Raw genomic sequence first — 14,746 nt, 5'->3', positions numbered from 1 at the left:
TAAGAAAAAGAAAGGAAGACCCGATTTCAAGGTCTTCCTTTTGATTAATCGTTTAATGACGAAAAGAAAGCTTGAAGATGGTCAACTACCTCTTCTTTTTTCCATTCAAATGTTTCGCCGGTTTTTCTTATTTTCACTTCAACTAAACCTTCGGCTGCTTTTTTACCGACTGTTATTCGGATCGGTAAACCGATTAAATCTGAATCGGCAAATTTCACACCCGCACGTTCAGCACGGTCATCATATAACACATCGTAGCGATATGATTTCATTAATTTATATAATTCATCAGAAAGAGCAACTTGTGCTTCTTCCTTTGTATTTACAGGTACTAAATGTACATTATATGGCGCGATTGCACTTGGCCAGATAAATCCTTTATCATCTTGGAACTGTTCCGCAACAGCAGCCATGACACGGGAAACTCCAATACCGTAACATCCCATAATATAAGGCTGTGAACGGCCATTATCATCAAGGAAAGTTCCGTTCATCGGTTCAGAGTAGGTTGTACCAAGTTTAAAGACGTGTCCTACTTCAATTCCTTTAGCGAAAACGATTGTTCCATTGCCGTCAGGAGAAGGGTCGCCTTCCATGATGAAACGTAAATCTTCATATTGGTCTACTGCAAAATCACGTTCTGGATTAACATTCGTTAAATGGAATCCAGCAACATTTGCTCCACATACGCCATTACGAATCGATTCTACAGCATTATCAGCTATGACTTTTACACCTAATGGAATTTTTACAGGACCTAGTGACCCAACTTCACATTGAAGCAAGTTTTGTACCTCTTCTTCAGTTGCAAACTCTACCACTTTTGCCTGCAATGCATTTTTTACTTTTATATCATTGATTTCGTGATCTCCGCGAGCGAGAACCAATACTAATTCCCCATCCACGTTAAACACCAACGTTTTGATACATTGTTGAGCATCTAGATTCAGGAAGCTCGCTACTTGCTCAATCGTTTTTTGGTCAGGGGTAGCTACTTTCTCGACCTCTTTTAGCTCATCTGTTGAAGCTTCATATGAAACTTTAACTTCAGCCATTTCAATATTAGCAGCAAAGTCAGATGCGTCAGAATATGCAATCGTATCTTCCCCGATTTCAGAAAGGACCATGAATTCATGCGTATCTTTCCCACCGATTGCTCCTGAATCCGCAATAACCGCACGGAAGTTCAATCCTAATCTAGAGAAAATATTTGAATAAGCTTTGACCATGTCTTCATAAGTCTGATCTAAACTCTCACGTGTAGCATGGAAAGAGTAAGCATCTTTCATAAGAAACTCACGGCCACGAAGCAAGCCAAAACGTGGGCGTTTTTCGTCACGGAATTTCGTTTGAATTTGGTATAGTGTCAAAGGTAATTTTTTATATGACTTGATTTCGTCACGAAGCAAAGAAGTAATGACTTCTTCATGTGTTGCCCCCAAAGCGAAATCACGATTGTGTCGATCTTTTAAACGCATTAATTCCGGACCATATGAATACCATCGTCCAGTTTCCTGCCAAAGTTCAGCTTGTTGCATCGCAGGCATTAATACTTCAACACCATTGATAGCATCCATTTCTTCCCGAACAATGCTCTCTACTTTTTGAAGAACGCGTTTTCCAAGAGGTAAGAAAGAATAAATGCCACTTGTATTTTGACGAATAAACCCTGCACGAAGTAGCAGCTGATGCGACTTAACGTCTGCATCAGCTGGAGTTTCACGAAGTGTAGGGATGAATGTAAGACTTTGTTTCATAAGTTAAAAGCTCCTCATACCATCCGTAGATTAAATTTTAAAAGAAAAATCTTTGTATATCATTCCATGTAACAACAACCATCAGCACCATCAATAACATTATGCCGACAAAATGGACCATTCCTTCTTTTTGTCGATCTATTGGTTTCCCTCGAATCGCTTCAAATAAGAAGAATAATAATCGTCCACCATCCAATGCCGGAAGTGGTAGTAAATTCATGATACCTAAGTTAATACTTAGAATAGCTGCCCAATTCATTAGATTGAAAACACCAGTTTGTGCCACTGCTTCGGTTGCTTTATAAATTCCTACCGGACCTGACAAAGCATCAATTGTAAACTGACCAGTTACCAACATGCCAAGGAGTTCAAAAATTTTCACAATCCAAGTGATGGTTTGATCAGCACCGAAAGCTAACGCCTTCAAAGGATTTTTTTCAACTGGACTTTCATATAAAACTCCAATTTGTCCAAACTTTTCACCGTCTTGTTCTACGGTTTTTGGTGTGATAGTTGAAGAAATGGTTTCACCATCTCGTACGTATTCAAACGTTAATTCTTCTCCTGCACTAGCTTGTACCTTTTCAGCGAGATCTTGCCATTTATTAATGGGCTGACCATCAATTTTAGTAACTAAATCTCCGTCCTGCATACCGGCTGCAAGGGCAGGGCTATCATCAGAGACTCCCGAAATGACAGGCTCGTAAGTCGGAACCCCTTGCAACAGACCAATTGCCAAGAAGATGAAGAAAGATAAAATAAAGTTAAATAAAGGACCAGCAAAAATGGTCATAGCACGCTTGCCAAGTGATTTCGAACCAAACTGGCGATCATAAGGTGCTATTAATGTTTCTTTGCCATTCTCTACGATTACGGCTTTGCGTGAAACATTATATCGTACTAAACGTTCATCTTCATCGTATCCTTCAATCCAGAGTTCTTTTTCCAAATCGGAACGTTCAGTTTCCAAAAACAACATGTCTTGTTGTTGTTTATTATGATTGAGGACGATTTTACGAACTTCTTCTTTTGAGTTTAACATGAGTCCGACACGGAATCCTGGCTGTAATTCAACCGAATCCATATCTTCTCCAGCCATTCGCACATATCCACCAAGAGGCAGAAGACGAAGGGTATAAAGAGTTTCCCCTTTTGTGATTCCAAGTATTTTTGGACCAAAGCCAATTGCAAATTCACGTACCATGATTCCGGCACGTTTGGCAAAAATAAAGTGACCTAGTTCATGAAAAAATACTAGTGAACCAAATATCAGGATAAAAGCAATGGTTGTCTCCATAAAGTCCCACCTTTTTTACAGCATTTCGCCGTCATCATTCTTTCATCATTTTATCATGTTTCTAACATCTTTTCTCGTAATTGCATCCACATGCAATATCGTTTCCAAATCTGGAGTACTAATAAGCGTATGTTTGTCCATAACTCGTTCAATACATTCTTCTATTTGGAGGAATCGAATCTCTCCATTTAAAAACAAGGCAACGGCTGCTTCATTTGCAGCATTCAAAACTGTGGTCATTGTACCACCCGCGCGGCCTGCATCGTATGCAAGTTTTAATGCATGAAAACGTTCCATATTCATTTCTTCAAAATGCAGTTTGCCTATTTCAACAAGATTTAAACGTTTTGCACTTTTTCTTGGAAGCCTGTCCGGATAAGAAAGAGCATATTGAATGGGAACACGCATATCTGGTGTCCCAAGTTGTGCCATTACACTTGTGTCATGGAATTCCACCATTGAATGAATGATACTCTCCCTATGCAAGACAACTTCAATATCATCATAAGGCATGTCGAAAAGCACTTGTGCTTCAATCACTTCTAAACCTTTGTTCATCATAGTTGCAGAATCAATCGTAATTTTAGCGCCCATGGACCAGTTAGGATGACTCAATGCATCCTGAACTGTTACGTTCTCCAATTCTTTCCGCGTACGGTCACGGAAGCTACCTCCGGATGCCGTTAAAATCAACCTGCTTACTTGGCTTCTCTTTTCACCATTCATCGATTGGAAAAGAGCTGAATGCTCGCTATCAACCGGTAAAATAGGTGCTTTGTATTTCTCTGCCGCATCCATCACCAAATGCCCCGCTGTAACCAGCGTTTCTTTGTTTGCGAGAGCAATTGTCTTTCGTTGTTTTATTGCCTCTAACGTCGCTTCAAGACCAACACTTCCCAGAACAGCATTTACTAAAATGGTCGCATCTGGGTGAGTCGCAACGTCGATCAACCCATTGCTACCATATGCAAGTTCAATGCTCGGAAATTCCTTTTTAAGTGAAATTGCATCTACTTCATCTAGAACAGATACAAGTGTAGGATTAAATTCACGAATTATTTCTCTAGTCTTTTCAAGATTGCGTCCAGCAGAAAAAGCCACTAGTTTAAATTGATGTGGATGTTCTCTTATGATGTCAATCGTTTGAATACCGATAGAGCCTGTTGCTCCCAATAAACTAATCAGCTTTGTCATAAACGTCAAATCCCCTTAACCAGCAAAATGCAAGAAATGTAAAAGTGGTAACACAAATAATAAGCTATCGAATCTGTCTAAAATTCCTCCGTGTCCAGGTAAGATATCACCTGAATCCTTAACGTTGTAGTGGCGCTTAAGCGCCGATTCAACCAAATCGCCCATTTGACCAAAAATGGAAGCTAATATCGTCACAATGACCAGAATCGTATAGGACGAACTGATTGGGTAAATCCATTGGAAAAGTAAAGCAAAAATAATAGCCGTCAAGATTCCTCCGATAAATCCTTCAATGGTTTTATTAGGAGAAATATCAGGCCACAATTTCTTTTTACCAAATTTTTTCCCAGTAAAATAAGCTCCTGAATCGGTTGTCCAAATAACCAGCAAGGCATAAATGACATATTCAATGCCATCCATACGCGTTTCAATGAAATAGAAAAATCCGATTCCAATATACAATACGCCCATAATAGAAAATGCAGCATCTTCAAAGGTGTAGCGATTCTTCACGACAACGGTGTAGATAAGTAATAAAAGTACAGCAATAAGTGCTAAATCTATTTTGGTATACCCCGTTGTTTCCATTAATGGTATCGACCATTGATTAGGCATTAGAAAAACAAATAATGCACTAAGAGCGATTGCTCCATGAACTGAAAAAATGGTATGACCTTTCATACGTAATAATTCAAATAATCCGATTGCCGCCATTGCGTAAACGAGAAGTGTAAAAGGAAGACCTCCTAGCCAAACAATCGGAATGAATAATGCAGCTCCAATTACTGCAGTGATGATGCGTTGTTTCAATTTGTTTCTTCTCCCTTCAATCCACCATAACGGCGATTTCGGTTTTGGTAACTATCCACTGCGTCGAGCAAGCAGCTTTCGTCAAAATCTGGCCACAGCGTTTCCGTAAACCAGAACTCTGTATAGGCCAATTGCCAAAGCATAAAGTTGCTGAGACGAACTTCTCCGCTTGTGCGGATAAGTAAATCAGGTTCGGGTAAATCACAGGTCATTAAATGCTGTGAAATCAAATCTTCCGTTACGTCGCTATAGCTAAGCGAACCTTCTTCAACGAGTTGTGCAATTTTTTGCATCGCTTGTGCAATCTCTGCACGACTTCCATAATTCAAAGCAAAATTCAATATTAGTCCCGTATTATCTTTAGTTGCTTCCATTGCTTTACGAACAGCATTATGTGTATGTCGAGGTAATGTTTCACTTTCACCCATCATGACCACACGCACATTTTGTTCGATCAGCTCGGGTAGATAAGTACCTAAAAACTCTTCGGGTAATCGCATAATAAAATCAACTTCAAGTTTTGGACGTTTCCAATTCTCGGTCGAAAATGCATATACGGTTAAAACGCCTACACCTAAATCATTGGCAAGTCGAGTAATTTTCCGAACCGTTTTCATGCCTTCATGATGACCGGCTACTCGTGGAAGAGCCCGTTTCTTCGCCCATCTCCCATTGCCATCCATAATTATTGCAATGTGTTCAGGTATTTGTTCTTTTTTAGAATGCGAAATACGCTCCGCCAGCGATTGATTTTGTCGTTCGGGTTTTCTCCGAATGAGTTTATGTAACATGCTGAATCCTCCACTTTACGCGCTTATCGGAATGTCGTCTTTCCTATCATATCAAAAATCGATGGAATTTTCTTCTTTCCCATAAAAAAAGACGTCCTATGAAATAGGAACGTCTTAATTGAAAAAAAGTTCAAAAGCTTAAACTTCCAAAATTTCTTTCTCTTTATCTTTGGCAACTTGATCAATTTGAACAATATAATCATCAGTTAGTTTTTGGACATTTTCAGAAAATCCGCGTAAATCGTCTTCTGTGATTTCGCTTTTCTTCTCTAATTTTTTCAATTCATCATTCGCATCACGGCGGATGTTACGAATGCCGACTTTTGCTTCTTCTGCTTCTTTTTTGACTAATTTCACTAAGTCTTTACGACGTTCTTCTGTCAAAGCTGGTATAGCAATACGGATTACTGTACCATCATTTGATGGGGAAATCCCTAAATCTGATTTTTGAATTGCTTTTTCGATGTCACCAAGAGCAGTCTTGTCATAAGGTTGAATTGTCAGCAAGCGTGCTTCAGGTGTCGCGATTCCGGCAATCTGGTTGATTGGCGTCGGTGCACCATAATAATCAACAAAGATTTTATCCAATAAAGAAGCACTCGCACGACCAGCACGAATGGTTGAAAGTTCACGACTTAAAGCTTGAATCGCTTTTGTCATTCTTTCTTTTGTTTGATCAATCACTTGTTTTGACATTACATATTCCTCCTAACGATCGTACCAATTGTTTCACCTAAAACGGCACGTTTAATATTTCCATTCTCCATAATTGAGAATACTATGAGCGGGATATCATTGTCCATACATAGTGTTGAAGCAGTCGAATCCATTACTTGCAAGCCTTGTTGAATGACATCGAGGAATGAAAGAGTGTCATACTTAATGGCATCGCTGTTTGTTTTCGGATCAGCTGAGTAGACGCCATCCACATTGTTTTTGCCCATTAAAATAACATCTGCCTCAATTTCTGCAGCACGAAGCGCAGCTGTCGTATCAGTAGAGAAGTAAGGATTCCCTGTTCCAGCAGCAAAAATAACGACTCTTTTTTTCTCTAAATGGCGGATTGCTTTTCTACGAATATAAGGTTCAGCTACTTGACGCATTTCAATTGATGATTGAACGCGTGTTTCAATGCCTGATTTTTCAAGTGAATCTTGCAGTGCTAAAGAATTCATAACAGTAGCTAACATGCCCATATAGTCCGCAGTTGCACGGTCCATACCCATTTCACTACCTACTTTACCACGCCAGATATTTCCGCCACCAACTACAACAGCAACTTCAACACCTAACTCTACAACTTCTTTCACTTGATCAGCTACGGATTTAATGATTTGAGGAGAAAGTCCAAAACCTTGTTCTCCAGCTAAAGCTTCTCCGCTTAATTTTAACACGACTCGATTGTATTTAGTCTCGCTCATGGGTAGCCTCCATTACACTTTTTTCTCGAAAAATAGGGAACACAAAATCGTGCTCCCCGGAGTAATAATATATTCGTTTAGTATTAACCTTTGTTAACTTGGCTCATTACTTCTTCAGCAAAGTTATCTTGGCGTTTTTCGATTCCTTCACCAACAGCGTAACGTACGAATTCAGTAACAGTACCGCCCGTAGATTTCACGAACTCACGAACTTTTTGATCTGAATTTTTAACGAATGATTGATCAAGCAAACAAACGTCTTCGAAATATTTACCAAGGCGGCCTTCAACCATTTTAGCTACGATGTTTTCTGGTTTGCCTTCGTTTAGAGCTTGCTCAGTCAAGATTTTGCGCTCGCGGTCAACTTCTTCTTCAGACACTTCGTCACGAGAAATATAAGTTGGGTTTAAAGCTGCAACGTGCATTGCAACATCTTTAGCTGCTTGAGCATCAGTAGATCCTTCAAGAGTTACAAGTACGCCAATGCGGCCACCCATGTGTAGGTAAGGACCAAAAGCATCGTTGTCTGTTTTTGTGCGAACAACAAAACGACGTAATGTAATTTTTTCACCGATTTTTGCAATCGCATTTGAAATGTGATCTGCAACAGTTAAACCGTTAGACATTGTAGAAGCATTTGCTACTTCAACTGTTTCTGGTTTAGTAGCAAGCAAGTGCTCAGCCAATTCTTTAACTAATGTTTGGAAACCTTCGTTTTTAGCAACGAAATCTGTTTCAGCATTAACTTCAAGAAGAACAGCGTCATTACCTTGCTCTAAAATGTAAGTAGTACCTTCTGCAGCGATACGGTCAGCTTTTTTAGCTGCGCTAGAAAGACCTTTTTCACGTAAAAAGTCTACTGCTGCATCGATATCTCCGTTTACTTCTACTAACGCTTTTTTACAGTCCATCATACCTGCGCCTGTTTTTTCGCGTAATTCTTTAACCATTTGTGCTGTAACTGCCATTGTTGTTTCCTCCTATTCAAGTATCAACTCTGTGTTATTTCTCAAAAAAAGGTGATAAGGGGTTTAGCCGCTTATCACCTGTAACATGCGTGGGGATTACTCAGCAGCTTCAGCTGGAGATAGATCTTCACCTTGTTTTGACTCAAGTAACGCATCAGCCATTTTACCAGTTAATAATTTAACGGCACGAATAGCATCGTCGTTTGCAGGAATTACATAGTCGATTTCATCTGGGTCACAGTTTGTATCAACGATTCCAACTAGAGGGATGTTTAATTTAATAGCTTCTGCTACAGCAATACGCTCTTTACGAGGGTCTACTACGAACATTACGTCCGGTACACCTTTCATGTCGCGAATACCGCCTAAGAATTTAACAAGACGTTCGTGTTCTTTTTTAAGTTGAACAACTTCTTTTTTAGGAAGCACAGTGAAAGTACCGTCTTCTTCCATTTTTTCGATCGCTTTCAAACGGTTTACACGTTTTTGGATCGTACCGAAGTTTGTTAATGTACCACCTAACCAACGTTGGTTAACATAGTACATACCTGAACGTTCTGCTTCTTCTTTGATAGCTTCTTGTGCTTGTTTTTTCGTACCAACGAAAAGAACTTTACCACCGTCTGCTCCAACTTGGCGCATGAAGTCATATGCTTCTTCTAACTTCTTAACCGTTTTTTGTAGATCGATGATGTAGATTCCGTTACGTTCCACAAAAATGTATTTCTTCATTTTCGGGTTCCAACGGCGAGTTTGGTGACCAAAGTGTACACCAGCTTCAAGTAATTGTTTCATAGAAATTACTGACATGTTTTGTTTCCTCCTGATATGGTTTTTTTCCTCCGCATTCTTCAACTAGAGCTCAAGACCTTAACTTTGTTAAGGACCACTTGTCACTATCCAAATGCGTGTGTGATAACACCATTTGATAATATACCATATCTAGACTAACCTCGCAAGTGTTTCTAACAAAAATCAACAAACAATAATGGTTTGGTTTACTAATCGCCTTTTTTGAATACAGTTAGAGTCTGACGTAGGCTTGATTTTAATCGATTCCAACTAAGTTCGCTATTTTCCCCTTCATATTTTCCAACTATGGCTCCAATTATTCCAATTAAACTTCTTCTCCCTTTAAAACTACAAAAAACGACCACAAAGGCTSAGCCTTTGTGGTCGTTTGGTTTTACTTATTTTAATTTTAATTGAGCTAATTCGTTCAAGAATTTATCATTCAATACTTTGATGTATGTTCCTTTCATTCCTAAAGAACGAGATTCAATAACACCAGCACTTTCCAATTTACGTAAAGCATTAACGATTACAGAACGAGTAATACCGACACGGTCAGCAATTTTTGATGCTACAAGCAAACCTTCATTTCCGTCAAGTTCTTCGAAAATATGTTCAATAGCTTCTAATTCACTGTATGACAAAGAGTTAATCGCCATTTGTACGACTGCTTTGCTGCGAGCTTCAACTTCAATTTGTTCTGATTTTTCACGTAGGATTTCCATCCCAACAACAGTTGCACCGTATTCACCAAGAATTAAATCATCATCATGGAATTCAGCTTTCAAACGTCCAAGAATTAATGTTCCAAGACGTTCCCCACCACCGATGATTGGAACGATTGTCGTTAAACCTTCTTTGAATAACTCACGATTCTCAACAGGGAATACTGTATGTTCGCTGTACACATCCAAGTTAGAAGATGTTTCATTTACGTTAAAAAGGTTTTTCGTATATTCTTCAGGGAATTGACGCTCTTCCATCATTTTGATCATGCGCTCGTTCTCAATTTGTTGATTGATGTCGAATCCTAGGAGCTTTCCTTTACGGCTAACGATAAACACGTTACATTCGATTACATTGCTAAGAGTTGTTGCCATTTCTTTAAAGTTTACTGGCTTACCAGCAGACGCTTGAAGCATCGAGTTAATTTTTCTTGTTTTTCCTAATAAATTCATTAATGTGGCCTCCTATATTGGGTACTGCTATTTATTAAATATTCTAAAGGTTTTTAATTGTTTTGGGAATAGATATAACTTACATTACAAAATAAATTGTGACAAATCTTTGTTTTTTACGATATTTCCAAGTTTTTGGTCGACATATGCAGGAGTAATGTCGATATGCGCGGGAGCAATATCAGAAGCCTCATAAGAAAGCTCTTCAAGTAACTTCTCCAAAATCGTATGCAATCGACGTGCACCTATATTATCGGACTCTTGATTCACTTCTGTTGCAATTTCAGCAATTCGCTCAATTGCACTGTCAGTAAATTCAAGCGTTACCCCTTCAGTTTCAAGCAAAGATTTGTACTGGCGTATCAATGAATGATCTGGTTCTTTCAAAATACGAACAAAATCATCTTTTGATAATTTTTCAAGTTCCACACGGACGGGGAAACGTCCTTGTAGTTCCGGTATTAAATCCGAAGGCTTTGCTGTGTGAAATGCTCCAGCAGCTATGAAAAGCATGTAGTCAGTTTTGACTGCACCATACTTCGTCTGAACGGTCGATCCTTCTACAATCGGTAATATATCACGTTGTACACCTTCACGCGAAACATCTGCAGATGAACCGTTGCCCCCCTTGCTAGCAATCTTATCGATTTCATCAATAAAAATGATTCCCGTTTGCTCGGCACGTTCGATGGATTTTTGAGCCACTTCTTCTGAGTCGATCAGCTTGTGAGCTTCTTCTAGAGTTAAAACTCGTCGTGCATCTTTCACTTGCAAGCGGCGCTTTTTCTTTTTCTTCGGCATCAGGTTGGATAATGCATCTTGCATATTCTGCCCCATACTTTCCATCCCAGAGCCTTGGAAAGCATCAAACATGGAAGGAGCTTGTTCTGTTACTTCCACGTTTACCCATTCATCTTCCAATTTCCCGTCTCTTAAGTCTTCGGCAATTTGGGAGCGTTTTAAACGAATGTCTGTATCGTCATTTGCAGGTTCTTCCTGTTCTGCTTTTTGACCAAATAACATTTCAAATGGATTTTGCGTATTATGTTTCTTTTTCAAGGATGGCACGAGAAGACGGACGATGGCATCATTCGCCAATCGCTCAGCTTGTGCTTTTACGCCTTCAGTCATTTCTTCTTTGACTATACGTACAGCCGCTTCTGTTAAATCACGAACCATTGATTCCACGTCACGGCCAACATAGCCAACTTCTGTAAACTTGGTGGCTTCTACTTTGATAAACGGTGCGTTCGTAAGTTTAGCTATTCTTCTCGCAATTTCCGTTTTACCGACACCAGTAGGACCAATCATCAGTATATTTTTCGGTATAACTTCATTTTTCATCTCATCAGACAACAAACTTCTACGATAGCGATTTCGCAACGCTACAGCTACTGATTTTTTAGCTTCTTTTTGTCCGACAATAAAACGGTCTAAGTGCTCGGTTATTTGTTTTGGTGTTAACTGTTGTTTATTCATTCACTTAACGCCTCCACAATAATTTGATGATTGGTAAATACACAAATATCAGCTGCAGTTGTAAGTGCTGCTTTGGCAATTTCGGCGGCATTCATTGTTTCACCAGCATATTGTTTCAGTGCACGCCCTGCTGCCAATGCAAAATTCCCACCAGAACCGATTGCTAAAATGCCATCATCGGGTTCAATTACTTCACCAGTACCTGAAACCAATAAAAGTGTTTCTTCATTCATCACGAGCAACATCGCTTCAAGTCTTCGTAACATTTTGTCGCCTCTCCATTGTTGGGCAAGTTCGACTGCAGCTCTTTGTAAGTTGCCATCGTATTCCATCAATTTCGCTTCAAACATTTCAAATAACGTAAAAGCGTCTGCCACTGATCCAGCAAAACCTGCAAGCACTCGACCGTTGTATAAGCGTCTTACTTTTTTTGCTGTATGCTTCATGACAACTTGATTTCCTAAAGTAACTTGACCATCGCCAGACATTGCAGATTTTCCTTTATGCTGAATCGCAAAAATCGTGGTTGCATGTATTTCTCCCATGAAGTTCACCTCTCGTATAGCTCATCCTTCATTATGCTCTAGGATGTGCATTCATATAAGTTCTTCGCAAATGTTCTTTTGTTACGTGTGTATAAACTTGTGTCGAAGACAAATGACTATGCCCAAGTAATTCTTGGACTGTACGCAAGTCGGCTCCATTGTTCAGTAAATGTGTTGCAAATGTATGCCGCAACATATGCGGATAGATTTTAGTATGCAATGCTGCTTTTTCCACTAAGTCGCTCAGTATATATCTAACACCACGCGGAGTCAAAGGCTGACCACGCATATTTGTGAATACAAAATTGTGTTTAGCTTGTTTCATTAATTTAGGACGCGCTTCGTCCATATAGAGTTCCAACGCATCTTGAGCAAACTGTCCAAATGGTACATATCTCTCTTTTCTGCCTTTACCCATTACGCGCATGATGCCGAGACGCTTATCAATATCGCGTTCTTCCAAAGATGTTAACTCACTTACCCGAATTCCGGTTGCATACAACATTTCAAGGATTGCCCGATTGCGAAGCACCATGGGTTCTTCGCCTTCAGTTGCCTGGAATAGTTGTTGTAATTCTTCTTCATAAAAAAAATGAGGAAGTCGTTCCTCTTTTTTTGGATGATATAACGAGCGAAATGCATCTTCTTTTAAACCGAATTCCCGGTTGCCAAACTTGAAGAAAGAACGGATCGCAGATATTTTTCTGGAAATCGAAGTACGTGAAAGTGATTCATCGTACAGTTTTGTCACAAACAGTCTAGCGTGAATATATTCGACATCATGTAAGCTTGTAATACCTTCTGATTGTAAAAAATCAAAAAAGTACAGTAAGTCCGATTCGTATTCTCGAACAGTGTGTTCTGAATAGTTCTTTTCAAGCTGGATATAGCTTTTAAATTGAGACAAAGCTTCTAACGGAGTCATAGGTGTCTGCACCTCCAAATAGTCAAAGCGCCAGGAACCGTCCCGTCTTGAAACAGCCGGAGCAGCTGGATGGCAAAACACGTGAAAAATGAATTGTATACGAATTTATAAATATGACAAAGTAAAAAGCCTCTAAATTATAACAATAATAAGAGGCTTTCAGCAATTAAATCGAATATGAATTCATAAAATTTTGAATTGTGCCGAGTGCACGTTCAGCTTGCTTCTCCCCACGCTTTTCTTTCGTTTTGTAACGTTGCGGCAAAGTAGGGAATAAACCAAAGTTGACGTTCATCGGTTGGAAGTTTTTCGGATCAGCTTCTGTAATATAGCGAGCCATACTGCCTAGTGCGGTAGCTTCAGGGAACACAAGCAATTCTTCCCCCAAAGCTAATCTTGCAGCGTTTATCCCTGCTATCAAGCCACTTCCGGCTGATTCAACATATCCTTCAACACCTGTCATTTGTCCCGCAAAGAACAATTGATCATTTGTCTTTAGTTGATATGTAGGTTTCAAAACTCTTGGTGAATTGATGAACGTATTACGGTGCATCACGCCGTAGCGGACGATTTCCACATCTTCCAAACCTGGAATTAACTGCAAAACTTGTTTTTGTGGACCCCATTTTAAATGTGTCTGAAATCCGACAATGTTGTACAAAGTGCCCGCTGCATCATCTTGTCTCAACTGGACAACGGCAAAAGGAACCTTGCCAGTTTTCGGATCTTCCAGTCCAACTGGCTTCATTGGACCGAATAATAAAGTCTTTTTCCCACGTTCAGCCATCACTTCAAACGGCATACAACCTTCAAAATAGATTTCTTTTTCAAATTCTTTTAAAGGAACTACTTCAGCAGAAATCAGAGCTTCATAAAAACGGTCAAACTCTTCTTCTGTCATCGGACAATTGATGTATGCTGCCTCCCCTTTATCATAACGGGATTTCACATAAACCTTGTCCATGTTAATACTGTCTTTTTCAACTATTGGGGCAGCTGCATCATAAAAGTATAAATAATCCTGACCAGTTAGTTGTTGTATCTTTTCAGCCAATGCCTGAGAAGTTAATGGTCCTGTAGCAATAATGGTAATGCCTTCAGGAATTTCAGTTACCTCCTCATTGATGACTTCAACAAGAGGATGATTTTTCACTTTTTCTGTTACATACCCCGCAAATTCATGACGATCTACCGCAAGAGCGCCGCCCGCAGGGACAGCACATTGATCTGCAGCACCCATAATAACGGAGTCCAGCATTCTCATTTCTTCTTTAATGACGCCGACAGCATTGGTTAATGTGTTCGCACGTAAAGAATTTGAACATACCAACTCTGCGAATTTATCCGTGTGATGAGCAGCTGTTTGTTTAACCGGGCGCATTTCGTACAATCGAACCCGTACACCTCTTTTGGCGATTTGCCACGCAGCTTCACTTCCTGCAAGACCTGCTCCAATTACATTGACGATTGTCAATTCCTACACCAACCTTTTCTATACAATCTGAGAAAATAGAAACTTTCACAGATTTTTATTTCTTTACTATGTACAGCTCCAAACATCAGTCCAGTTAGCCCAACTAAGGACCAAC

General features: G+C 39.6%; 14 protein-coding genes. All 14 read right to left on the bottom strand.

Annotated features, from left to right (window positions below; translation table 11 throughout):
- Positions 1 to 44: 44 nt before the first annotated feature.
- Positions 45 to 1,757: a proline--tRNA ligase gene (locus AC1DSK_RS03315; RefSeq protein ID WP_477546520.1), complete on the bottom strand. Its 1,713-nt coding sequence runs from the start codon at positions 1,755 to 1,757 to the stop codon at positions 45 to 47.
- A 37-nt stretch (positions 1,758 to 1,794) separates the two neighbouring features.
- Positions 1,795 to 3,054: an RIP metalloprotease RseP gene (gene rseP, locus AC1DSK_RS03310; protein ID WP_477546521.1), complete on the bottom strand. Its 1,260-nt coding sequence runs from the start codon at positions 3,052 to 3,054 to the stop codon at positions 1,795 to 1,797.
- A gap of 45 nt (positions 3,055 to 3,099) precedes the next feature.
- The gene (dxr, locus tag AC1DSK_RS03305) at positions 3,100 to 4,248 is read right to left on the bottom strand and encodes a 1-deoxy-D-xylulose-5-phosphate reductoisomerase (protein ID WP_477546522.1); all 1,149 of its coding nucleotides are present in this window, start codon (positions 4,246 to 4,248) and stop codon (positions 3,100 to 3,102) included.
- A gap of 15 nt (positions 4,249 to 4,263) precedes the next feature.
- Complete coding sequence (locus AC1DSK_RS03300; protein ID WP_477546523.1) at positions 4,264 to 5,058, bottom strand: phosphatidate cytidylyltransferase; 795 nt, start codon at positions 5,056 to 5,058, stop codon at positions 4,264 to 4,266.
- A complete protein-coding gene (locus AC1DSK_RS03295; protein ID WP_477546524.1) occupies positions 5,055 to 5,849 on the bottom strand; it encodes an isoprenyl transferase in 795 nt (264 codons plus the stop codon). Before AC1DSK_RS03295 ends, AC1DSK_RS03300 begins: the two co-directional genes overlap by 4 nt.
- A 138-nt stretch (positions 5,850 to 5,987) precedes the next feature.
- Positions 5,988 to 6,545 carry a ribosome recycling factor gene (gene frr / locus AC1DSK_RS03290; RefSeq protein ID WP_477546525.1) on the bottom strand — a complete coding sequence of 186 codons (558 nt, stop codon included), beginning with the start codon at positions 6,543 to 6,545 and terminating at the stop codon, positions 5,988 to 5,990.
- Positions 6,545 to 7,270 (bottom strand): UMP kinase, encoded by a 726-nt coding sequence (gene pyrH / locus AC1DSK_RS03285; RefSeq protein ID WP_477546526.1) that lies wholly within the window; start codon positions 7,268 to 7,270, stop codon positions 6,545 to 6,547. The genes frr and pyrH overlap by 1 nt, the downstream gene beginning before the upstream one ends.
- Positions 7,271 to 7,353: 83 nt before the next feature.
- Positions 7,354 to 8,238, bottom strand: a complete 885-nt coding sequence (tsf, locus tag AC1DSK_RS03280) for a translation elongation factor Ts (protein ID WP_016427611.1) — start codon at positions 8,236 to 8,238, stop codon at positions 7,354 to 7,356.
- Positions 8,239 to 8,334: 96 nt separating this feature from the next.
- Complete coding sequence (gene rpsB / locus AC1DSK_RS03275) at positions 8,335 to 9,048, bottom strand: 30S ribosomal protein S2 (protein ID WP_427444597.1); 714 nt, start codon at positions 9,046 to 9,048, stop codon at positions 8,335 to 8,337.
- A gap of 380 nt (positions 9,049 to 9,428) precedes the next feature.
- Positions 9,429 to 10,208: a GTP-sensing pleiotropic transcriptional regulator CodY gene (gene codY, locus AC1DSK_RS03270; RefSeq protein ID WP_016427613.1), complete on the bottom strand. Its 780-nt coding sequence runs from the start codon at positions 10,206 to 10,208 to the stop codon at positions 9,429 to 9,431.
- An 84-nt stretch (positions 10,209 to 10,292) separates the two neighbouring features.
- The gene (hslU, locus tag AC1DSK_RS03265) at positions 10,293 to 11,687 is read right to left on the bottom strand and encodes an HslU--HslV peptidase ATPase subunit (protein WP_477546527.1); all 1,395 of its coding nucleotides are present in this window, start codon (positions 11,685 to 11,687) and stop codon (positions 10,293 to 10,295) included.
- A complete protein-coding gene (hslV, locus tag AC1DSK_RS03260) occupies positions 11,684 to 12,232 on the bottom strand; it encodes an ATP-dependent protease subunit HslV (protein ID WP_477546528.1) in 549 nt (182 codons plus the stop codon). The genes hslU and hslV overlap by 4 nt, the downstream gene beginning before the upstream one ends.
- A 31-nt stretch (positions 12,233 to 12,263) precedes the next feature.
- The gene (xerC, locus tag AC1DSK_RS03255) at positions 12,264 to 13,157 is read right to left on the bottom strand and encodes a tyrosine recombinase XerC (protein ID WP_477546529.1); all 894 of its coding nucleotides are present in this window, start codon (positions 13,155 to 13,157) and stop codon (positions 12,264 to 12,266) included.
- Between the two features lie 166 nt (positions 13,158 to 13,323).
- Entirely contained in the window at positions 13,324 to 14,631 is a 1,308-nt protein-coding gene (gene trmFO / locus AC1DSK_RS03250) for an FADH(2)-oxidizing methylenetetrahydrofolate--tRNA-(uracil(54)-C(5))-methyltransferase TrmFO (protein WP_477546530.1), read from the bottom strand.
- Positions 14,632 to 14,746 lie beyond the last annotated feature (115 nt).

The organism is Paenisporosarcina sp. P4_B8 (genome assembly GCF_056402175.1).
This window is presented reverse-complemented; position numbering and strand designations above follow the sequence as displayed.

Bases quoted from the DNA above. Each gene is read 5' to 3' on its own strand.
- pyrH (WP_477546526.1), bottom strand. From the start codon at position 7,270: ATGAGCGAGACTAAATACAATCGAGTCGTGTTAAAATTAAGCGGAGAA.
- tsf (WP_016427611.1), bottom strand. From the start codon at position 8,238: ATGGCAGTTACAGCACAAATGGTTAAAGAATTACGCGAAAAAACAGGC.
- xerC (WP_477546529.1), bottom strand. From the start codon at position 13,157: ATGACTCCGTTAGAAGCTTTGTCTCAATTTAAAAGCTATATCCAGCTT.
- hslV (WP_477546528.1), bottom strand. From the start codon at position 12,232: ATGGGAGAAATACATGCAACCACGATTTTTGCGATTCAGCATAAAGGA.
- dxr (WP_477546522.1), bottom strand. From the start codon at position 4,248: ATGACAAAGCTGATTAGTTTATTGGGAGCAACAGGCTCTATCGGTATT.
- codY (WP_016427613.1), bottom strand. From the start codon at position 10,208: ATGAATTTATTAGGAAAAACAAGAAAAATTAACTCGATGCTTCAAGCG.
- AC1DSK_RS03315 (WP_477546520.1), bottom strand. From the start codon at position 1,757: ATGAAACAAAGTCTTACATTCATCCCTACACTTCGTGAAACTCCAGCT.
- frr (WP_477546525.1), bottom strand. From the start codon at position 6,545: ATGTCAAAACAAGTGATTGATCAAACAAAAGAAAGAATGACAAAAGCG.
- AC1DSK_RS03295 (WP_477546524.1), bottom strand. From the start codon at position 5,849: ATGTTACATAAACTCATTCGGAGAAAACCCGAACGACAAAATCAATCG.
- rpsB (WP_427444597.1), bottom strand. From the start codon at position 9,048: ATGTCAGTAATTTCTATGAAACAATTACTTGAAGCTGGTGTACACTTT.
- rseP (WP_477546521.1), bottom strand. From the start codon at position 3,054: ATGGAGACAACCATTGCTTTTATCCTGATATTTGGTTCACTAGTATTT.
- hslU (WP_477546527.1), bottom strand. From the start codon at position 11,687: ATGAATAAACAACAGTTAACACCAAAACAAATAACCGAGCACTTAGAC.